Raw genomic sequence first — 21,839 nt, forward strand, 5'->3', positions numbered from 1 at the left:
TGTTGCGGCGATTCTAGCCTCCAGTGCTATGCGTGGCTATCGGCATCATCATGAATCAAATTCATGTTAATTCGCGCGCGCTGCAAAAGCGTGCAGGTTTGCTATCATCGCGCCCTTCTGTATCTCGTAATTCTCAGGTATTCGTGTCCATGTCTTTGTCAGATCGTAGCGCCCGCACACTCGCTCTTCAGCAAGCCCTCAAGGATCGTATTTTGATTCTCGACGGCGGTATGGGCACCATGATCCAAAGCTATAAGCTCGAAGAAGAGGATTACCGTGGCGAACGTTTTGCCGACTGGCCCAGCGATGTCAAAGGCAACAACGACCTGCTTATTCTGAGCCGTCCTGATGTTATTGGTGCCATCGAGAAAGCCTATCTCGACGCCGGCGCTGACATTCTCGAAACCAACACCTTTAACGCCACCCGCGTGTCGCAAGCCGATTACGGCATGGAGTCGTTAGCTTACGAGCTCAACGTAGAAGGTGCTCGCCTGGCGCGCCAGGTGGCTGATGCGAAGACCGCTGAAACACCGGATCGGCCAAGATTCGTTGCCGGCGTCCTCGGTCCGACCAGCCGTACCTGCTCGATCTCCCCAGACGTGAACAACCCAGGTTATCGCAACGTCACTTTTGATGTGCTGGTTGAAAACTACACCGAAGCCACCCGTGGCTTGATCGAAGGCGGCGCCGACCTGATCTTGATCGAAACCATCTTCGACACGCTCAACGCCAAAGCCGCCATCTTTGCGGTGCAGCAGGTGTATGAAGACCTGGGCGTTGAATTGCCGATCATGATCTCCGGCACCATTACTGATGCCTCAGGCCGCACCCTGTCGGGTCAAACTACTGAAGCCTTCTGGAACTCGGTACGACACGCCAAACCCATTTCGGTCGGACTTAACTGCGCCTTGGGTGCCAAGGACCTGCGCCCCTATTTGGAAGAGCTTTCCAACAAGGCCGAAACCCATGTTTCAGCCCACCCCAACGCGGGTCTGCCAAATGCCTTCGGTGAATACGACGAAACCCCAGCTGAAATGGCGGCAGTGGTCGAAGAGTTTGCAGCTTCTGGCTTCTTGAACATCGTCGGCGGCTGCTGCGGTACCACGCCAGGGCATATCCAGGCGATTGCCGAAGCCGTTGCCAAGTATGCGCCACGTGCGCTGCCTGATATTCCCAAGGCCTGCCGCCTGTCTGGCCTTGAGCCCTTCACCATCGACCGCAACTCGCTGTTCGTCAACGTTGGCGAGCGCACCAACATCACAGGTTCAGCCAAGTTCGCCCGGCTGATTCGCGAAGATAACTACACAGAAGCACTGGAAGTCGCTCTGCAACAGGTCGAAGCTGGCGCTCAGGTGATCGATATCAACATGGACGAAGGCATGCTTGATTCCAAGCATGCAATGGTCACCTTTCTCAACCTGATTGCTGGCGAGCCGGATATCTCGCGCGTGCCAATCATGATCGACTCCTCCAAATGGGAGGTGATCGAAGCGGGCCTCAAGTGCATTCAAGGCAAAGGCATCGTTAACTCGATCTCGATGAAAGAAGGTGTCGAGCAATTCAAGCACCACGCCAAGCTGTGCAAGCGTTATGGCGCTGCCGTTGTGGTCATGGCGTTTGACGAAGATGGCCAGGCTGACACTCAGGCGCGCAAAGAAGAAATCTGCAAGCGCTCCTACGACATTCTGGTCGATGAAGTTGGCTTTCCACCGGAAGACATCATCTTCGACCCGAATATTTTCGCCATCGCCACCGGCATTGAAGAGCACAACAACTACGCTGTCGACTTCATCAACGCCTGCGCATACATCCGTGACAACCTGCCCTACGCCCTGACTTCGGGCGGCGTATCCAACGTCTCGTTCTCGTTCCGTGGCAACAACCCGGTGCGTGAAGCGATTCACTCGGTGTTTTTGTATTACGCGATCAAGAACGGCCTGAGCATGGGTATCGTCAATGCTGGGCAGTTGGAAATTTACGACCAGATTCCAACCGAGCTGCGTGACGCCGTAGAAGATGTAGTGCTCAACCGCACGACCAATGGCACCGATGCCCTGCTGGCCCTGGCTGATAAATACAAAGGCGACGGCAGTGTTAAAGAAGCCGAGACCGAAGAATGGCGTGGCTTTGCCGTTCAGCAGCGCCTTGAGCACGCGCTGGTCAAGGGCATCACAGCGTTTATCGTTGAAGACACCGAGGAGTTCCGCCAACAGTGCGCGCGCCCGATCGAAGTGATCGAAGGCCCATTGATGAGCGGGATGAATATCGTTGGCGACCTGTTCGGCTCCGGCAAAATGTTCCTGCCGCAAGTGGTCAAGTCGGCACGCGTGATGAAACAAGCCGTGGCCCACCTGATTCCCTTTATCGAAGCAGAAAAAGGCGACAAGCCAGAAGCCAAGGGCAAGATCTTGATGGCCACGGTTAAAGGCGACGTCCACGACATCGGCAAAAACATTGTTGGCGTGGTGCTCGGTTGTAACGGCTATGACATCGTCGATCTTGGCGTGATGGTACCCGCCGAGAAAATCCTGCAAACCGCTATCGCCGAAAAGTGCGACATCATTGGTTTGTCCGGCTTGATCACCCCATCGCTCGATGAAATGGTCCACGTCGCCCGTGAAATGCAGCGCCAAGGCTTTACCCTGCCGCTGATGATCGGCGGTGCAACCACATCCAAAGCCCACACCGCGGTGAAGATCGAACCCAAGTACCAGAATGATGCCGTGGTCTATGTGACCGACGCCTCGCGTGCCGTGGGCGTTGCGACCCAGTTGCTGTCCAAGGAGCTGAAGGCTGCATTCGTTGAAAAGACCCGTGAAGATTACGCCGTCGTTCGTGAACGCACAGCCAATCGCAGCGCCCGCACCGAGCGCCTGAGCTACAGCGAAGCCATCGCCAAGAAGCCACAGTTTGACTGGGCCAGCTATGAACCCACGGTGCCGACTTTTACCGGCGTCAAGGTTTTGGAGGATATCGACCTGGCGGTGCTGGCTGAGTTTATCGACTGGACGCCATTCTTCATCTCCTGGGATCTGGCGGGCAAATACCCACGTATTCTCACCGATGAAGTCGTCGGTGAAGCAGCCACCGCGCTGTTTGCCGATGCCCAGGAAATGCTCAAGAAGCTGATTGATGAAAAACTGATCAGCGCCCGCGCCGTGCTGGGCTTCTGGCCTGCCAACCAAGTGCAAGACGATGACCTTGAGATTTATGGCGATGATGGCCAACCATTGGCCAAGCTGCATCACCTGCGTCAGCAAACCATCAAGCCAGACGGCAAGCCAAACTTCTCGCTTGCTGACTTTGTCGCACCTAAAGAATCCGGCGTGCAGGATTATATCGGCGGCTTTATTACCACCGCAGGTATTGGCGCAGAAGAAGTGGCCAAGGCTTACCAAGACAAAGGCGACGATTACAACTCGATCATGGTCAAGGCACTGGCCGATCGCCTGGCCGAGGCCTGTGCAGAATGGCTGCACCAGCAAGTGCGTAAAAACTACTGGGGCTACGACCCAGAAGAACAGTTAAGCAATGACGAACTGATCAAGGAAGCCTACAAGGGCATCCGCCCTGCCCCAGGTTATCCAGCGTGCCCCGACCATACCGAGAAAGGCACCCTGTTCGACCTGCTTAATGATAACCAGCAGAGCGGCGTGTTCCTCACCGAACACTACGCAATGTTTCCTGCTGCGTCGGTCAGCGGCTGGTATTTTGCTCACCCGCAGGCGCAATACTTTGCTGTCGGCAAGATTGATAAAGACCAGGTCGAAAGCTACACCGCCCGCAAGCAACAAGAACTGCGCACTACCGAGCGCTGGCTCGCACCCAACCTGGGTTATGACGATTAGACTTCATCAACCTCAGCCACAAAGAAGCCCGCAGTTGCGGGCTTCTTTGTGCTTGTCGACAGCTTAGCTGAACTTTGACTCGGAACGACGAACCAGCTTGATCGAGTGCTTCAGCGTGGGCTTGCGCGTCACGCTGATCGCCTTGCGCGATACGGTATCAATCGTAATATTCCAGAAGCCTGTGCTCGGTACAGTGATACGCACCGGGAACTTATCGAATGCGCCGCCATGATAGGTATGACGCCCGCCGTTTTTGAAACTGCGGAAATTCGCGTCGTTCATCAGGCGGATATTGCAGGTTTGTGAGCACTCGATAACGACCAGATCGTCTTCATTGAGATGTTCACGCTGATGTATAAATTTCATCGACCGCTCCACGCAGCTGTATGCAAACCAATAGCTAGTATATAGCCTGCATCGCTTAACAATCCTCTGAAAATATCTTTACGGCAGCCGACATGCATTGATTGGCTGAATTTTGCGCTGCTCATTATGTTGCAGGACGCGCAAACGCCCTGAGCGAAAACCGCTAGACTATGCGGCCATTTCCGCTAGCAAGGCTCATGGTTTGTCGCTAAATACTGTTTATCTGATGTTGCTGATGATTTGCGTTGCCGCATTGGTGGTCTTCTATTGCCTGCTTAGGGGTATCAGCAAGCGTACAGAGGCGCTACGCAGCAAGGAACAGCAGCAGGCTGAAATCCTGCGTCAGCTTCAGGCCGTGGCAGATAACAGCCAATCAAGGATCCTCTGAAAAAGATATCGAGCGCAGTAGTTTTTCAGAGGTTCCGTAACCGACGAGCAACTGAATACCAAGACGCAAGCGCTTGCCCAAGGTTTGAAACAGCTGAAATAAGCTGACTGATAGACCACGCGCCTTGCTGGCTCATCGGGGTTATCATGGCCACTGCCACAACTGTAAATGCCCCGCCACTTGATACATCACTGCTGCTAACAGACTGCCAAATGTTGATTCGTGTACTGAAACCCACTGATGCCCACGCCTACAGATCCTTGATGCTGGCCGCCTACAGTGCGCATCCGGATGCCTTTTCCTCAAGCCGCCACGAGCGAGAAAAGAAATCCCTGGCATGGTGGCAAGCTCGATTGAGTGATACGAAGCAACCAGGCTCGGTGGTTCTTGGCGCGCATGACGATGCAGGCGAGCTTTGCGCGGTGATCGGTGTGTCTTTCAAAAGCCAAGAAAAAACCCGGCATAAAGCCACATTATTTGGCTTGTACGTTGTGCAAAACCACCGTAGCCAGGGCCTTGGCCGTAGCCTTGTCGAGCAGGCCCAGCAACTGGCAAGCAAGCGCGATGGTATCAAGCAGATGCAACTCAGCGTCAGCGAGACCAACCCCGCCGCTATTGCGCTTTATCGCAGTTGCGGCTTTGAGCAATTTGGCCTTGAGCCGATGGCAATAGCGCTGGCTGACCGCTATATCAGCAAACTGCATATGGCATGCCTAATTGGCTAGTGCTTAATTAACGACGCGCCACCACTTCAGCCCAATGCGGTATCAAGAAACATCATCAAGGCAAAACCGCCCATCAACCCCAGTGTTGCACTGGTTTGGTGACCGTTACGGTGGGTTTCCGGAATAATTTCATGGGACACCACAAACAACATGGCACCTGCAGCCAAGCTCAGGCTGATCGGGTAAGCCAATGCATAGCCGCTTGAAATACCCACGCCAATCAATGCACCAATGGGCTCCATCAAGCCCGTTGCAATCGCGATCAGTGCAGCGGTAAGCGTCGACAGCCCAGTGGTACGAAGCGCCAAGGCCACGGCCAGGCCCTCGGGTATGTCTTGAATCGAAATAGCACTGGCCAATGGAATGCCTACACTCAGATCACCGCCCGCAAACCCCACGCCCATTGCCATGCCTTCTGGCAAGTTGTGCAACGTGATTGCAAATATGAATAACCAGACCCTGTTGATGCGCTCCGCGTTTGGCCCGCAGGGCCCGGTACTTTCATGCTCATGCGGAGTAAAGTGATCCAGACCGAGCATTAACAGCGTGCCTAGTCCCAGCCCGAGCACCACAGTGGCAGCTGATAAAAAGCTGCTGCCGGTAATATCTTTTGCAGCGTCCAACCCCGGAAGAATCAGCGAAAATGAACTGGCTGCAAGCATCATCCCAGCGGCAAAGCCAAGCATGCAGTCCTGGGTGCGGTTGCTTATTTGTTTAAGCGCGACGGCCAACACAGCACCAAACCCAGTTGCAACAAAGCCCGCCCCGCCAGCATAGAACGCATAACGCAGGCGCTCGGCATGATCAGCATCAGCAGCGCTGAGCACAGCGGTAACCAGCAGGTATACAACCGCCAGTACTGCGCCAAAAAAGCCAGCCGTCACCCAGGGATTTGCCTGAGCCTGGGCGACCCAGGCAGCCCGAAAGTTTGCATAGTCGGCTTGCGTTGAATCCATAGCAGTAAACACTCCAAAGTTGAATGGCTACTATCTACGCACGAGGTTGGCTATACAAGGTCAAAGCACTTATCACGGCCATAGAGGAAAAACATCATGGGCTGGGGTCAACAGGCAACAGACGCAGCCCTGGTCGAGTCGTTATGCATTGGCCAGAAAACCATCAAAGCTTCTTGGCATTTGTACGCCATAGCCTTGGACAAAATCCACGCCCATGTCGATCAATAACTGGCGGATTTCTTGGTTCTCGACGTATTCAGCCACAGTGACGCGACCCAGTGTATGCGCTACCTCATTGATTGAACGAACCATCGCCAGATCGCTGGATGAATGAACGATCTCACGCACGAAACTGCCGTCAATTTTTACGATATCAACAGGCAAGCGCTTGAGGTAATCAAACGAGGAAAAACCAACACCGAAATCATCCAGCGCGAACGAACAGCCAAGTTTCTGCAAACGACGAATCAGGTCTGCGACCTTGGCCAGGTTGGCAACTGCCGTGGTTTCAGTAATTTCAAAGCAAATGCGCTGCGGCTCTATCGCATAGCGCTCAAACAGATCCTCGATAAAAGCCAGCAACCCACCATCATTCAAACTGTTGCCCGACAAGTTGATTGAGATTGAAGAACAGCGCTGCCACAAATCCGGGGCTTTTTCGAGCTGGCTAAATGCCTGCTCAAGAACCCAGCGATCGACCTTTGCCATGCGGTTATAGCGTTCGGCAGCCGCAATAAAATCTTCGAGCGGCAGGTCATTCTCCATCACCAGCAACAACTCGTAGTGAGGAAGTTGATGCGCGTCAATGTCGGTGGTAGCAATCTGTTGAACGCGTAACGAGAGATTTTCACACCTGATTATCTCGTCAATCCGAGCCGCGATGGCCAACAGGCCCACTCGCTCATCATCGGCTGAAACACTAAACCGATGGACCCGGTTACGGCCAGCTTCTTTTGCGTGATTGCACGCCGCGTATAGATTGCTGAATACACTGGCGACATCATAGCTATCAGCGCTGCTGACGATGCCAATGCTCAGGGTTACGGTATGACTTTGCCCTTGCCAGTCGAATGCGTCATTTTCTACACCTGCCCGCAACTTCTCAGCCAATACAAAGGCGTTGATCTCATCGCATTGCGGAATCATTGCCGCAAACTCGACCCCATCAAGGCGCGCAAGCAATCCTTGTTCGGGCAACATGCGCTGTAGCGCCTGGGCTACATGTTTGAGACAAGTATCACCGGCAATCAGACCCAGGTGACTATTCAGGACACTAAACTGGTCAATCTGCGCAATCAAATAGATTGTCTCAGGCTCGCTGGGCAAGCTCTTGGCTACTACGGTTTCAAAACTTCGCCGATTGAGCAAACCGGTCAACTCATCATGACTGCGTGCGTGGGTAATTTCACGGTAAAGACGCCCCACAATGCCTTGCAGTGCGCGCTGGATAATACCTTGACCGCCGCTGCCACTTTGCGCAATCAACAACAGTCCTTTAGAGACGAGCTCGCTCAGTTCGGCAATCGTCAAGTCACTTACCTCGTTACCTTTTTTATCAACCAGCACAAATTGGTCTTTTTGCGAACTACGCCATACCAACTGCAGTGGCTGTCCATCGGCATTTTCCAGCCAGTCGCCTTCCTCAAGGTTTTCAAGGGACTCCTGCCAGCGCTGTAACGCCGGGGGCACTTGCGAACGTGGCATTTCAGGCACATCAAGCTCGCCCAACTCAACCTCTTGCCCGGCGAACATCTGCTCGCGCATCGTTTTGAGTATCAATTTGCAATTGGCATTGGCGATACCAAAGTCGTCGAGCTTGCGTGCTATGCACGACAGCAGGTGATCAACATCCTGGCTACGTTTATCCCTTTCGCGCTCGCCTCTCTGTGCACGAGACGACAGCAGATCATCTGCCAACACGCGAGTCAGTTCCAAGTCTGCGCGCCATTGATCCTGACGACCACCTGCCCTTATCAGCTTGTACACCAAAAAGTCACGCCAGCCAGCTTGCAACCACTGCAGCAACAACTTCGGCGGTCGAGCCCCCAGCACCGCACTCAATCCCTGGTCGACCTCGCGCCTGGCATTCAGCAAGGCTTCTTGGCCACGGTAGAGTTCCACCACCCGCTCAACACTGCGCCGATACGCGCGCTGCTGAATCTCAAGTAGGTCATCCAGTTCCGCATCAAGGCTGGAAAACACAAGGCTATTACCCTGGTAATGGGTCACCAAGTAATCGATTAGAACTTCAAGACGCGCCTCAAGCGATCTGTTTGGCGGATCGGATGATTCAGCCAGCTGCAGCAGACGATCCAGAGTTGCGCGCACAGGGTGGCGCTCATCGGCGATGGCAGCAGACTCTCGGAGCGTTGCATCCAGCACCGGCAGTAATAGCTTGCGCAGTGCGGGCTTTAGCGAATTGGCCATTGCCTGTTCATGCTGCAATGACTGGAACACGCCACTGACCAAGTGGGTGTCTTCGCGCTGGCGCTCATTGAGATAGAAACCGTTGCTCTCGAAATGTCTTAGTAAACCCTCGGCTGTCCAACCTTGTTCGGGTGGCGGACATTTCAACAGGCGTTCAAGAACATCGCACTGGATAGGGCTAAGTGCCGCTTCTTCTGGCTGTTTAAGTTGGGCGGTACGGCCATCCAATCTGTTGACCTGATAGTCAGCATCGCGTCTTTGCTGGATCGAGAACCTTGGTTCAGGCAAAAGAGGCGTGATGCGCCGCCAGGCAAACTCTGCGGCGAGCGCCGCGAAATAGGCAGTCAATGACTGCGGCAGAACCCTACACATCTGCCGAAAAAAAATTCGCCGAATCGATTCGCTACGCGTGCCCAGGCCTAATGCCTTGAGCCAGTGAAGAATCAAATAGTCGAGGGAGAAAGGGTTATCGACATTGGCAACATGCTGCCCAGCCACCTGACTGAAGCAGCCACACAAGTTCAGCTCCTGTTCGGCCAAGGTTTCACGAAGGTGGCTTACAAGTGCATCTGCCAGCAACTGGTTTTCGACGTCTGCGAACTCGACCAGCGCCAGCTCTTGCTTACCCATATAGGCTTGCTGGGCAGAGCTGGGCTTTCGCAACAGGCCGTTGTGAATGCTGCTTACGCACTCACTGATCAGCTGCTGCCCTTGAAGCTCGTAAAATGTAGAGGCATCTTCAAAGGCTAGAGCCTCTTGGTTGGAAAATGCCTGAATGGCGTTATCCTTCAGCTCCACCACTAAAACGCTAAGCAATTGACTGAGTGCTTTAGGCAGCTGGACTTGCACAATCGAATTCAGCGCGTTCGTAAGCGCGAGTAATGAGGTATTTGATATCAAACGCATGCCTCCTGCATGAGATTGCTTCCCTGCTGAAACCACTGTTATTTTTCTACTCAGTGGCCTTCTCTAGACAAACGAGCGATTACTGGCATTAACGCTCCAATGTCATTATGCCGTATACCATGAGTCTAGAGCCCACCGCTCAAGTCACGGTTCGAATTAAGGCGTTCAAATGACTGAATACACAGCTAAAGTTATGTGGGTCAGAGGGACTCAAAGTTTCCTAGATAACCGCTACAGCCGAGCCCATAGATGGCAGTTTGATGGCGGCATACAGGTGCCAGCATCCTCTTCCCCACATGTTGTTCCACTGCCCTATTCCGATCCTGCTGCAGTCGATCCTGAGGAGGCATTTGTCGCCTCATTATCGAGCTGCCACATGCTGTGGTTTTTAGCTATCGCCGCCAAACAAGGCTTTGCTATTGATCAGTATGAAGACAACCCAGTCGGAGTCATGGCCAAGAACGCACAGGGGCGACTGGCCATGACCCAAGTCACCCTGTACCCACGGGTAACATTTACCGATAACAGCCCAACTCAGAAGCAACTCGACGATTTGCATCACCAAGCCCATGAGCAATGCTTTATCGCCAACTCGGTACTCACTACCGTGGACTGCAAACCTGTGCTTGCCTGAACGTTTCGCATGCTCAAGAGCAAATGCGTCAGCAACGGCAGAATCTAGACTTGGCCAATAAACAGCTAAACTGAAGGCTCACACTCATGAACAGGGACCCCTTATGAGTGACAATCAAGATGACAAGCCGCTGACCATCTGGGAAATGCTGCAAAGTGTTTTCGCCGCTGCACTTGGTGTGCAAAGCGGCAAGAACCGGAGTCGCGACTTCAGCCGTGGAAAGCCAAGCCAGTTTATTATCCTGGGGCTGCTGTTCACGGCAGGATTTGTTTTGTTGATCGCCGCCATCGTGCAGCTGGTGCTGTACTTCGCGGGCGTCTGAGCTGCGAGGCTGGTCTCCACATAAAACAAACCGCACAAAAGTGCGGCTTGTTTTCATGCGATTGTCTTAACAGATCTACTGGTGGCTGACCCAGTACACGGCGGTCGCCACGGCAATAATGATCAAGGCAAATATTGCCTTGGCGTCGATAGCACTGTCGGCCGGATCTGGCTCGGTTTGATCATTCATAGGCAACCCCTCGCAGTTATTATGATTATGGCTGATACGCCTTGAGTAAAGACCAGGTATGCGACTTGCTCAAGGGCTGTGGTTATGCATGGCCAGTCACTTAGAGCTTTAAGTTCTTTCCATATATTGAAACATCACTTTTGCGCATAACCCTGAACTGGTATCTTCCATCGCCTCCGTATGGAGTGCGCGGCCGTGCGCGCAGTTTTGCTGTAAATAGCTATTTATGCGTTTCGCTGAATGATTGACTGAATGCCTGCCGCCTTAATTGCCGGCGGCAAAACATAAATAGAAGCTACGCAGCCTGATAACAGGACCCGTCATGTACGTTTACGACCAGTACGATCAAACCATCATCGAGGACCGCGTCAAGCAGTTCCGTGATCAAACACGCCGTTACCTGGCTGGCGAACTGAGCGAGGCTGAGTTCCGCCCGCTGCGCCTGCAAAACGGTCTGTATATCCAGCGCTACGCGCCAATGCTGCGCATTGCGGTTCCCTATGGCCTGCTTTCTTCACAGCAAGTGCGCAAGCTGGCAGACATTGCCCGCGACTACGACAAAGGCTATGCGCACATCAGCACCCGTCAGAACGTACAGTTCAACTGGTGTGAACTGGAAGACATCCCAGAGATCCTTGCCGAGCTATCGACCGTGCAAATGCACGCGATCCAGACCAGCGGTAACTGTATTCGTAACACCACCACCGACCAGTTCGCCGGTGTTGCCAAGGACGAACTCATTGATCCGCGCCCATGGTGCGAAATCATCCGCCAGTGGTCGACATTCCACCCGGAGTTCGCCCATCTGCCGCGCAAGTTCAAGATTGCCGTTAACGGCGCTGTTAGCGACCGTGCAGCGATTGAAGTGCACGACATTGGCCTTGAAGCGGTCAACAATGAGGCTGGCGAGCTGGGCTTTCGCGTATCGGTTGGCGGCGGCTTGGGCCGCACGCCTATCGTTGGCAGCTTCATCAACGAGTTCCTGCCGTGGCAGCACTTGATCAGCTACCTGGATGCCATCCTGCGTGTTTATAACCGCTATGGCCGTCGTGACAACAAGTACAAGGCACGCATCAAAATCCTGGTCAAAGCACTGACTCCAGAAGTCTTTGCTGAGCGTGTCAACGCCGAATGGGCACACCTCAAGGATGGGCCAACCACCCTGACCGAGGCTGAAGTCCAGCGTGTCGCGGCACACTTCGTCGACCCGGACTACAAGACCCTGCAAGACCAGGACGCCGAACTGGCCGCCCTTGACGCTGAGCACCCAGGCTTTGCCCGCTGGCGCCAACGCAACACCTTTGCCCACAAAAAGCCGGGCTATGTTGCGGTCACCCTGTCGCTCAAGCCTACAGCCGTTGCGCCTGGCGACCTGACCGACAAGCAGCTCGACGCCGTTGCCGACCTCGCTGATCGCTACAGCTTTGGCGAAGTGCGCAACAGTCATAACCAGAACATTATCCTGGCCGACATTGAACAAGCCCAGCTTTTCACCCTCTGGGGTGAGTTGCGTGAAAAAGGTTTTGCCACGCCAAACGTTGGCCTGTTGACCGATATTATCTGCTGCCCGGGCGGCGACTTCTGCTCGCTGGCCAACGCCAAGTCGATTCCGATCGCCGAAGCTATCCAGCGTCGTTTCGATGACCTCGACTACTTGTTCGACATTGGTGAAATCGACCTCAATATCTCAGGTTGCATGAACGCCTGCGGTCACCACCACGTTGGCCACATCGGCATCCTGGGTGTGGACAAGAAAGGCGAAGAGTTCTACCAGATTTCACTGGGTGGCAGCGCTGGCCGTGACGCCAGCCTGGCAAAAATCCTCGGCCCGGCCTTTGCACAAGATGATGTGGCTGGCGTGATCGAGAACATCATCAAGGTTTACGTTGAAAAACGTGACGATGAAGAAAGCTTCCTCGACACCTTCCGCCGCGTCGGTGTGGACCCGTTTAAGGAGCGCGTATATGCAGCGAATAATTAAGAACGGCCAGATCATCGACGAAACCTGGCATCTGCTGCCTAAAGACGCGACGCTCGAGGGGCTATCAAACTGCGACGACCTGATCGTGCCGCTGGAGTTATGGTCTGAACACGCCCACGCCTTGAAAGCCCGCGATGGCGGCCTAGGCGTTTGGCTCGAAGCCGGTGAAGAGATCGAAGAGATTGCCGATCAACTCGACAACTTCCAGGTCATTGCCCTGAACTTTCCAGCCTTCACCGATGGCCGTCACTCATCGACTGCCTATATGCTGCGCACTCGCTATGGTTACAAAGGCGAAGTCCGCGCTATCGGTGACGTACTGCGTGACCAACTGTTTGCTCTACAGCGCTGCGGTTTCGATGCCTTCGCCCTGCGCGAAGACAAAGACCCGCAAGATGCCTTGAAAGCCTTTACTGAATATTCAGAAGTCTACCAAGCGTCGAGCGACCAGCCTTTGCCGCTGTTCCGCCGTCGCGCATAAGGTACCTCTCAAAAACTACTGCGCTACATTTTTAAGAGGTCCTTGTTCAACTCAGGCAATAAAAAAACGCCCGCGGCAGTGATGCACCGGGCGTTTTTTTACGACGCAATTTAAGGCTTTGGCTCGACGCTCAATACATCACTGAGAAAGCCCGGAGCGATATAGCGCTCATAGTGCGCCTCGGAAAGAATGAAGAACTCACGATCAATGGCATCGCGCAGCTCCGGCAACGACCAGTTGCGAAACTCAGGCAACAGCACCATGCCGTAGGCCTCAAGCTGATTGATCACGCGCGCCCCCCGGGCAATTAACTGATACGCCCAGCAATAAGGCGACTGATTGGGCACAAAGCGAATTTGGCGCTGCACCAACTGTTCGCGCAAGCGCGGCGCATCGAACACCTCGACCTTTGCCTCCATCACCTGCACCAGCAGCACTTCTAGGCGCTGCCATACGGCTTGCTTGGCTTGCTCGTCATAGCCGTTCCAGGCAATCACCTCATGGTGAAAACGCTTGCAGCCGCGGCACACAAGGTCGCCATAGACCGTAGAACACAGGCCAACACAGGGCGTTTTAATCGGCTGACTGGACATAGCAAAAACAACATTCACATGACTAACAGGCGGGCATATTAGCCCTTTGTCTAAGTCAGTTCACCCAGGAAAAACTGTGTGAATAGATGTTTTTCTAAAAATGCCGTTTCCGACAAAAGATGACAAAACTGCCATTATCTCGACTCACAAGACATTAAAATCGGCGCGTGTAGGATTTTTAAGCCGCTTTTGATTGTTTTTTGTACAAACATGCGCAATCAAGGCTTTAGCTTAACTTTACTCGCGCTTTCCAGTAGAATCGTCGGGCCTTTTATAGGCGCCAAAGTCCGTTGGAAGCTGTTTTCAAAGCGTCACGAGCACAGTTAATCCTGCAGGTACGATGTTGGCACCGCTATTTGGTTACCCCAAATACTGGTGCCAGCCCTCATCGATCTCGTCCTGCCGGCGTAAAACTTTGAAAGCAGCTTCTGGAAGAAATCCCTGAAATCTCGGCTGATTGGCCCATAAAGCCTTTACAGCGCTTGATTCGGTGTTTTCTGGATATGCGTCCCGGACAGAATTTGGGACCACTGATGAGGGTAATAACTGTGCTTGAAGCCTATCGCAAACACGTAGCAGAGCGTGCCGCTCAGGGTATCGTGCCCCAGCCGCTGAACGCCGAACAAACTGCAGGTCTTGTTGAACTGCTGAAAAACCCGCCTGCTGGCGAAGAAGAATTCCTCGTCGACCTGATCACCAATCGCGTACCACCAGGAGTGGACGAAGCCGCCTACGTCAAGGCAGGTTTCCTCTCTGCTGTCGCCAAAGGTGAAGCAACCTCCCCACTTATCGACAAAAAGCGTGCTGTCGAACTGCTGGGCACCATGCAAGGCGGTTACAACATCGCCACCATGGTTGAACTGCTCGAAGACGCCACCCTGGGCGCCGTTGCCGCCGAGCAACTGAAGCACACCCTGCTGATGTTCGACGCATTCCACGACGTCGCCGAAAAAGCTAAGGCAGGCAACGCCAACGCTAAAGCAGTGCTGCAGTCCTGGGCAGACGGCGAATGGTTCACCAAACGCGCTCCAATCGCTGAGAAGTACAGCCTGAGCGTGTTCAAGGTGACCGGCGAAACCAACACCGACGACCTGTCACCCGCTCCAGATGCATGGTCGCGTCCAGATATCCCGCTGCACGCCCTGGCCATGTTGAAAATGGCTCGCGACGGCATCGTGCCTGAGCAACAAGGCGTGACTGGCCCACTGAAGCAGATCGAAGAGATCCGCGCTGCTGGTTTCCCAGTTGCCTATGTAGGTGACGTAGTCGGTACCGGCTCTTCGCGTAAATCCGCGACCAACTCGGTACTCTGGTTCTTCGGTGACGACATCCCTTACGTGCCAAACAAGCGCGCTGGCGGTTTCTGCTTCGGTAACAAAATTGCGCCAATCTTCTACAACACCATGGAAGATGCTGGCGCCCTGCCGATCGAATTTGATGTAACCAACATCGCCATGGGCGACGTCATCGACGTATACCCATACGCCGGTAAAGTGTGCAAACACGGCACTGACGAAGTTATCACCACCTTCGAACTGAAAACCCCTGTGCTGCTCGACGAAGTTCGTGCAGGCGGCCGTATTCCGTTGATCGTGGGCCGTGGCCTGACCGACAAAGCACGCGCTGAGTTGGGGCTTCCACCTGCTGACCTGTTCAAAAAGCCTGAGCAGCCAGCCGACAGCAACAAAGGCTTCACCCTGGCGCAGAAGATGGTTGGCAAGGCTTGCGGCGTAGCAGGCGTGCGTCCTGGCACTTACTGCGAACCGAAGATGACCACCGTCGGCTCACAAGACACCACAGGTCCGATGACCCGTGATGAACTGAAAGACCTGGCGTGCCTGGGCTTCTCTGCTGATCTGGTGTTGCAGTCGTTCTGCCACACTGCGGCTTATCCAAAGCCAATCGATGTGACCACTCACCACACTCTGCCTGACTTCATCCGCACCCGCGGTGGTGTCTCGCTGCGTCCCGGTGACGGCATCATCCACAGCTGGCTGAACCGCATGCTGCTGCCAGATACCGTTGGTACTGGTGGTGACTCGCACACCCGTTTCCCAATGGGTATCTCGTTCCCTGCAGGTTCGGGCCTGGTTGCATTCGCAGCAGCTACCGGCGTTATGCCGCTAGACATGCCGGAATCCATCCTGGTTCGTTTCAAGGGCAAAATGCAGCCTGGTATCACCCTGCGTGACCTGGTCCATGCAATCCCTTACTACGCGATCCAGAAAGGCCTGCTGACTGTTGAGAAGAAAGGCAAGATCAACGCCTTCTCCGGCCGTATTCTTGAGATCGAAGGTCTCGACGAACTGACCGTTGAACAAGCGTTCGAGCTGTCTGACGCCTCGGCAGAGCGTTCCGCTGCTGGTTGCACCATCAAGATGCCGGAAAAGGCAATTGCCGAATACCTGCAGTCGAACATCACCCTGCTGCGCTGGATGATCAGCGAAGGCTACGGCGATGCACGCACCATGGAACGTCGCGCGCAAGCGATGGAAGCATGGCTGGCTAACCCGGAACTGATGAGCGCTGATGCTGACGCCGAATACGCTGAAGTCATCGAAATCGACCTGTCAGAACTGAAAGAACCAGTTCTGTGCGCTCCAAACGACCCAGACGATGCTCGTCTGCTGTCGAGCGTTCAGGGCGAGAAGATCGACGAAGTGTTTATCGGCTCGTGCATGACCAACATTGGTCACTTCCGCGCGGCTGGCAAGCTGCTGGATAAAGTCAAAGGTGGCATCCCTACTCGTCTGTGGCTGTCGCCGCCGACCAAGATGGACGCTCACCAACTGACTGAAGAAGGCTACTACGGCATCTTCGGCAAGGCTGGCGCACGCATGGAAATGCCGGGTTGCTCGCTGTGCATGGGTAACCAGGCACGTGTAGAAGCCAACTCCACAGTGGTTTCCACCTCGACGCGTAACTTCCCGAACCGTCTGGGCGATGGCGCTAACGTGTACCTGGCCTCTGCCGAACTGGCTGCGGTCGCTGCAATCACCGGCAAACTGCCGACGGTTGAAGAGTACATGGGCTACGCGAAAGACATCGACAGCATGGCTGCTGATGTTTATCGCTACCTGAGCTTCGACCAGATTGCTGAGTTCCGCGAAGCAGCTGCGAACGCCAATATCCCGGTCGTTCAAGCCTAAGCGTTACTAGCATCGAAAAAGCCCCGCCCAGTGCGGGGCTTTTTTTTGCGTGTGATCACGCCCTTTGCTCAAGTCCGCTGGCACATGGATTGCTTTGCTAGACACACAGCAAGCAGCTCCAACTACGGATCTCGCTTATCGACAATGGCGTCGTCTCGGTACTGCTCTGCGCAGCGACTGGAACGGCGCTTTTTTGTGTTGTAAAGGGAATGCTAAATGGGTGATCAAACACTTAACCGCACAGATGTACTGGATTGGGTTAACGGCTCCGATGGCCCAGAAAAGAGCGTCCTCAATCTTGGGTTTATGGCCCTGACAGACTCGGCATCATTGATTGTGGCTGCCACACAAGGCTTTGCCCAACCCTATGGCTTGACCCTCAATCTGCAGCGCCAATCATCTTGGGCCACCCTGCGCGACAAGCTGCTGAGCCGCGAGCTCGACGCTGCACAATCACTATACGGCCAAATCTACGGCACCCACTTGGGAATTGGCGGCCAGCCCACCGAGATGGCAATTCTGATGGGCCTTAATCACAACGGCCAGGCGATTAACCTCTCGGAACAACTCAAGCGCGAAGGCGTGACCAATGGCGATGCACTCAAACAATACGTGCATCAAAGCAGTGCAAAACTTACTTTCGCGCAAACCTTTCCCACCGGCACGCACGCCATGTGGCTTTACTATTGGCTGGCCAGCCAAGGCATACACCCGCTCACTGACGTCAATACCGTAGTGGTGCCGCCCGCACAAATGGTTGCACACCTTAACGCGCAACGTATCGACGGTTTCTGCGCAGGCGGGCCATGGGGAGCCTTGGCAGTAGACCAAGGTCAAGGCTTTACCGTGGCTACGACTCAAGCGATCTGGCCAGACCACCCGGAAAAGGTATTGGGCCTCACACGCGAGTTCATCGAGCTTTATCCCAATACCGCGCGAGCCCTCACCATGGCCGTCCTTGAAGCCAGCCGTTTCATTGACGAAAACCCGGAAAACAAACGCAGCACGGCCAAGCTGATCAGCAGCGCCGACTATGTTGACGCTCCCTTGTCTGCCATAGAACCGCGATTTCTTGGCAACTACCAAGACGGTCTCGGCAATGCCTGGGCCGACCCGCACCCACTGCGCTTCCACGCCGGCGGCGCAGTCAACATGCCGTATTTATCCGACGGCATCTGGTTTATGACCCAATTCCGCCGCTGGGGCTTGCTACGTGATGATCCCGACTACCTGGGTATCGCGCAGCGTATCCAGCAAATCGACATCTACAGCCAGGCGGCGCAGGCATTGAACATCCCGGTGCCACCTGCGATGCGCAGCAGCACCCTGCTCGATGGCAAAAGCTGGGACGGCAGCAACCCGGTGGACTATGCGCGAGGTTTTGCCCTTCACGCCTTGAGCGATAACTCAGTCACCGCCCAATAACTGGCAGGAGGCCAAGATATGCTGCGCATACTGCTGATAAACGACACACCGAAAAAAGTCGGCCGGCTCAAAGCGGCACTGACCGAGGCCGGATTTGAAGTCATCGACGAATCCGGCTTGACCATCGACCTGCCCGCTCGGGTTGAGGCTGTGCGCCCGGATGTAATCCTGATCGACAGTGAATCCCCCAGCCGTGACGTCATGGAGCAAGTGGTGCTGGTGACTCGTGACCAGCCGCGCCCAATTGTCATGTTCACTGACGAACACAACCCCAGCGTCATGCGCCAAGCCATTCAGTCGGGCGTCAGTGCTTACATAGTGGAAGGTATTCACGCCCAGCGCCTGCAACCGATTTTAGATGTGGCAATGGCCCGCTTTGAGAGCGATCAAGCCTTGCGCGCGCAATTACACGCACGCGACGCACAACTGGCTGAACGCAAACGGATTGAGCTGGCCAAGGGCTTGTTGATGAAAATGAAAAGCTGCGATGAAGAAGCCGCCTACACCCTGATGCGTCGCCAAGCCATGAGCCGCCAACAAAAGCTCGCACAAGTGGCCGAGCAGATTATTGCCATGCACGATTTGCTCGGCAAATAAGCGGACTGTACCGCTTGGGGCGCCACTGTTCTGCTCGCACCTGTCACGGACAGCAAACTGTATAGCCGGCTCAATGGCCGGTTGTATCTGCGCCAGCAACTGTTCAATGGCTAAGATCAAGTATCAGCAGCCACCAACAGTGAACTCAACATGCCCCAGCAAAGTGACGAGCGCCTGCTTCTTGCCGAAGCAGACCAGCGTGCCCTCAACTACCTCGACAGCCTGCCACAGCGCCCGGTATTCCCCAGTCACCAAGCCATTGCCGGACTCAAGACGCTTGACCTGCCATTCAGTGAACAAGGCATAGCTGCAAACCAGGTGTTAGCCCTGCTTGATGACATCGCATCCCCGGCCACAGTCAGCTCCAACAGCTCGCGCTATTTCGGCTTTGTTATCGGCGCCACCCTCCCCGCCGCTGCGGCAGCCGAACGCATAGTGCTCGCCTGGGATCAATGCGCTTCGTCGTTCGACAACTCCCCGGCCGTTGATGCAATCGAGCGCATTGCCGGGCGCTGGGTGCTCGAAGCTTTGGGGCTAGCTAGTAACAGTGCAGTCGGCTTTGGTACCAGCGCAACGGCCTGCACCCTGGCGTGCCTATCTGCAGCCCGGCGCTCACTGCTGGCACGCAAAGGCTGGGACTTTGACGGTGATGGTTTAATTGGCGCGCCCGAGATACGTGTCGTGGTATCAGCTAGCGTACACATCACCGTGAAGAAGGCTTTGCGCGTACTGGGTTTTGGCATGAACCGGCTAGTCGTTGCGCCTGTGGACGAGCATGGCCGGATTGATCCACTGCAGTTGCCAGCGCTGGATGATATGACGATCCTTTGCCTACAGGCAGGCGAAGTCAATACCGGCGAGTTCGACCCCTTCTGCAGCCTTATTCCCAGCGCCAAAGCAGCGGGTGCATGGGTCCACGTCGACGGTGCTTTTGGTTTGTGGGCTCGCGCCTCATCTGCTGCTGAACTCGTCGACGGCGTCGAACTGGCGGATAGCTGGACCACCGACGGACACAAATGGCTAAACACACCATACGACGGCGCCATGGCTATTTGCCGTGATGCGGATGCACTTGCTGCGGCGATGAACAGCGATGCGGCCTACGCCACGGCATCAAAGGATGCACAGAAAAACCTGACCCTGGAGTTCTCGCGCCGGGCGCGCGGGGTGCCGATCTGGGCGGCTCTCGCCTCACTTGGCCGCGAGGGGTTGCGCCAGATGATAGACAACCACATTCGTCAGGCCAGCCATCTGGCTGAACGGCTGCGCACTGCCGGATATCAGGTGCTCAACCGGGTTGTACTTAACCAAGTTCTGGTGCGGGCAGATACTGATCAACAGACCACTGCAATCCGCCTGGCCGCCCAGGCATCCGGACAAGTCTGGTTTGGACCGACAATCTGGCAAGAACGCCCTGCCTTTCGCCTGAGTATTTCATCCTGGCGCACCACTGATGCGGATATCGAACTACTCGCTGACCTGCTGATTGCACTCAAACAGCAAACCAGCAGCTGAACCTGTAATTGCAGCGCAACCACTCGACAACCCTGGCTCACTGCGTATATCTTCATCACCGGCCACCGCAGTGGCCAGCGTCGCTCGGACGGTTCCGGGCGCTTACGTACGTTGAGGTTTACATGGCTGAGCAAGCTAAGCGCCGCTTTGCGCGCATCGATCGTCTCCCTCCCTATGTTTTCAATATCACCGCTGAACTGAAGATGGCAGCCCGTCGCCGTGGCGAGGACATCATTGACTTCAGCATGGGCAACCCAGACGGCCCGACGCCTCCCCATATCGTTGAAAAACTCTGCACTGTTGCCCAGCGTGAAGACACCCACGGCTATTCGACTTCGCGCGGTATTCCGCGCCTGCGCCGAGCGATCTCACGCTGGTATGCCGACCGTTACCAGGTGGATATCGATCCTGAAGATGAGGCCATCGTCACCATCGGCTCCAAAGAAGGCTTGGCTCACCTGATGCTAGCGACGCTGGATCATGGTGATACGGTACTGGTGCCAAACCCCAGCTACCCGATCCATATTTATGGTGCCGTGCTTGCTGGCGCCCAGGTACGTTCAGTGCCGCTGGTGCCAGGTGTCGATTTCTTTGCTGAGCTGGAGCGCGCCATTCGCGAGTCCATCCCTAAGCCGAAGATGATGATTTTGGGTTTCCCATCCAACCCGACGGCGCAGTGTGTCGAGCTGGACTTCTTTGAGCGCGTAGTGGCGCTGGCCAAACAATATGACGTGTTGGTGGTGCACGATCTCGCCTACGCCGATATCGTCTATGACGGCTGGAAGGCGCCATCGATCATGCAGGTTCCGGGCGCCAAGGATGTCGCCGTGGAGTTCTTCACCCTGTCCAAGAGCTACAACATGGCTGGTTGGCGGATTGGCTTCATGGTTGGCAACAAGGAACTGGTTAATGCCTTGGCACGAATCAAGAGCTATCACGACTACGGCACCTTTACCCCGCTACAAGTGGCTGCTATCGCCGCACTTGAGGGTGACCAGCAATGCGTACGCGACATTGCCGAGCAGTACCGGCAGCGGCGCAACTTAATGGTCAAAGGCCTGCATGAGCTGGGTTGGATGGTTGAGAATCCGAAGGCCTCAATGTATGTCTGGGCCAAGATACCTGAGGCCTATGCCGAGCTTGGCTCACTGGAGTTTGCTAAAAAACTGCTGGCGCAAGCCAAGGTCTGCGTCTCACCGGGCATTGGCTTTGGCGATTATGGTGATGACCATGTGCGCTTCGCCTTGATCGAGAATCAGGATCGCATTCGTCAGGCCTTGCGCGGCATCAAGCATATGTTCAGAACCGATGGCGTGCTTGCCCAGCCCATCAAGTAA

Annotated in this window: 16 protein-coding genes; 12 read left to right on the forward strand and 4 right to left on the reverse strand. The window is 54.9% G+C overall.

Going from position 1 to position 21,839, the window contains the following annotated elements:
• Nucleotides 1-143: 143 nt before the first annotated feature.
• Nucleotides 144-3,848, forward strand: coding sequence for a methionine synthase (gene metH / locus AACY26_RS06205; RefSeq protein ID WP_339512085.1), 3,705 nt, complete (start codon nt 144-146; stop codon nt 3,846-3,848).
• A 63-nt stretch (nt 3,849-3,911) separates the two neighbouring features.
• Here metH and AACY26_RS06210 read toward each other — a convergent pair whose 3' ends face one another.
• Nucleotides 3,912-4,214: a DUF1883 domain-containing protein gene (locus AACY26_RS06210; RefSeq protein WP_010483862.1), complete on the reverse strand. Its 303-nt coding sequence runs from the start codon at nt 4,212-4,214 to the stop codon at nt 3,912-3,914.
• Nucleotides 4,215-4,416: 202 nt separating this feature from the next.
• Between AACY26_RS06210 and AACY26_RS06215 the strand changes: the two genes are divergently transcribed.
• Both AACY26_RS06215 and AACY26_RS06220 read left to right on the forward strand, forming a co-directional pair.
• Entirely contained in the window at nt 4,417-4,602 is a 186-nt protein-coding gene (locus AACY26_RS06215; protein ID WP_339512087.1) for a hypothetical protein, read from the forward strand.
• A 212-nt stretch (nt 4,603-4,814) separates the two neighbouring features.
• A complete protein-coding gene (locus tag AACY26_RS06220; protein ID WP_339512089.1) occupies nt 4,815-5,327 on the forward strand; it encodes a GNAT family N-acetyltransferase in 513 nt (170 codons plus the stop codon).
• A gap of 26 nt (nt 5,328-5,353) precedes the next feature.
• On the opposite strand, the gene AACY26_RS06225 is transcribed toward AACY26_RS06220, so the two are convergent.
• Complete coding sequence (locus tag AACY26_RS06225; protein ID WP_339512091.1) at nt 5,354-6,283, reverse strand: ZIP family metal transporter; 930 nt, start codon at nt 6,281-6,283, stop codon at nt 5,354-5,356.
• 141 nt (nt 6,284-6,424) lie between these two features.
• Complete coding sequence (locus tag AACY26_RS06230; protein ID WP_339512093.1) at nt 6,425-9,616, reverse strand: DUF1631 family protein; 3,192 nt, start codon at nt 9,614-9,616, stop codon at nt 6,425-6,427.
• 193 nt (nt 9,617-9,809) lie between these two features.
• Here AACY26_RS06230 and AACY26_RS06235 point away from each other — a divergent pair, with 193 nt between their 5' ends.
• The 4 genes from AACY26_RS06235 to AACY26_RS06250 all read left to right on the forward strand — a co-directional run bounded on the left by AACY26_RS06235 (nt 9,810) and on the right by AACY26_RS06250 (nt 13,223).
• The gene (locus AACY26_RS06235) at nt 9,810-10,250 is read left to right on the forward strand and encodes an OsmC family protein (RefSeq protein WP_339513098.1); all 441 of its coding nucleotides are present in this window, start codon (nt 9,810-9,812) and stop codon (nt 10,248-10,250) included.
• Nucleotides 10,251-10,353: 103 nt separating this feature from the next.
• Entirely contained in the window at nt 10,354-10,572 is a 219-nt protein-coding gene (locus AACY26_RS06240) for a DUF2970 domain-containing protein (RefSeq protein ID WP_339512095.1), read from the forward strand.
• A 511-nt stretch (nt 10,573-11,083) separates the two neighbouring features.
• Nucleotides 11,084-12,742 (forward strand): nitrite/sulfite reductase, encoded by a 1,659-nt coding sequence (locus AACY26_RS06245; protein ID WP_339512097.1) that lies wholly within the window; start codon nt 11,084-11,086, stop codon nt 12,740-12,742.
• Nucleotides 12,726-13,223 carry a DUF934 domain-containing protein gene (locus AACY26_RS06250; protein ID WP_339512099.1) on the forward strand — a complete coding sequence of 166 codons (498 nt, stop codon included), beginning with the start codon at nt 12,726-12,728 and terminating at the stop codon, nt 13,221-13,223. Before AACY26_RS06245 ends, AACY26_RS06250 begins: the two co-directional genes overlap by 17 nt.
• A 110-nt stretch (nt 13,224-13,333) precedes the next feature.
• Here AACY26_RS06250 and AACY26_RS06255 read toward each other — a convergent pair whose 3' ends face one another.
• Nucleotides 13,334-13,816: a DUF1289 domain-containing protein gene (locus AACY26_RS06255; RefSeq protein WP_339512101.1), complete on the reverse strand. Its 483-nt coding sequence runs from the start codon at nt 13,814-13,816 to the stop codon at nt 13,334-13,336.
• A 548-nt stretch (nt 13,817-14,364) separates the two neighbouring features.
• On the opposite strand from AACY26_RS06255, the gene acnB reads away from it, so the two are divergent.
• The 5 genes from acnB to alaC all read left to right on the forward strand — a co-directional run bounded on the left by acnB (nt 14,365) and on the right by alaC (nt 21,839).
• Nucleotides 14,365-16,965, forward strand: coding sequence for a bifunctional aconitate hydratase 2/2-methylisocitrate dehydratase (acnB, locus tag AACY26_RS06260; RefSeq protein WP_339513100.1), 2,601 nt, complete (start codon nt 14,365-14,367; stop codon nt 16,963-16,965).
• A gap of 216 nt (nt 16,966-17,181) precedes the next feature.
• Nucleotides 17,182-18,390: a CmpA/NrtA family ABC transporter substrate-binding protein gene (locus AACY26_RS06265; RefSeq protein WP_339512103.1), complete on the forward strand. Its 1,209-nt coding sequence runs from the start codon at nt 17,182-17,184 to the stop codon at nt 18,388-18,390.
• An 18-nt stretch (nt 18,391-18,408) separates the two neighbouring features.
• Nucleotides 18,409-18,987, forward strand: coding sequence for an ANTAR domain-containing response regulator (locus AACY26_RS06270; protein WP_339512105.1), 579 nt, complete (start codon nt 18,409-18,411; stop codon nt 18,985-18,987).
• 150 nt (nt 18,988-19,137) lie between these two features.
• Nucleotides 19,138-20,502: a pyridoxal phosphate-dependent decarboxylase family protein gene (locus AACY26_RS06275; RefSeq protein WP_339512107.1), complete on the forward strand. Its 1,365-nt coding sequence runs from the start codon at nt 19,138-19,140 to the stop codon at nt 20,500-20,502.
• 122 nt (nt 20,503-20,624) lie between these two features.
• Entirely contained in the window at nt 20,625-21,839 is a 1,215-nt protein-coding gene (gene alaC, locus AACY26_RS06280; protein WP_339512109.1) for an alanine transaminase, read from the forward strand.

This window comes from Pseudomonas sp. RL_15y_Pfl2_60, assembly GCF_963970595.1.
Taxonomy (GTDB): domain Bacteria; phylum Pseudomonadota; class Gammaproteobacteria; order Pseudomonadales; family Pseudomonadaceae; genus Aquipseudomonas.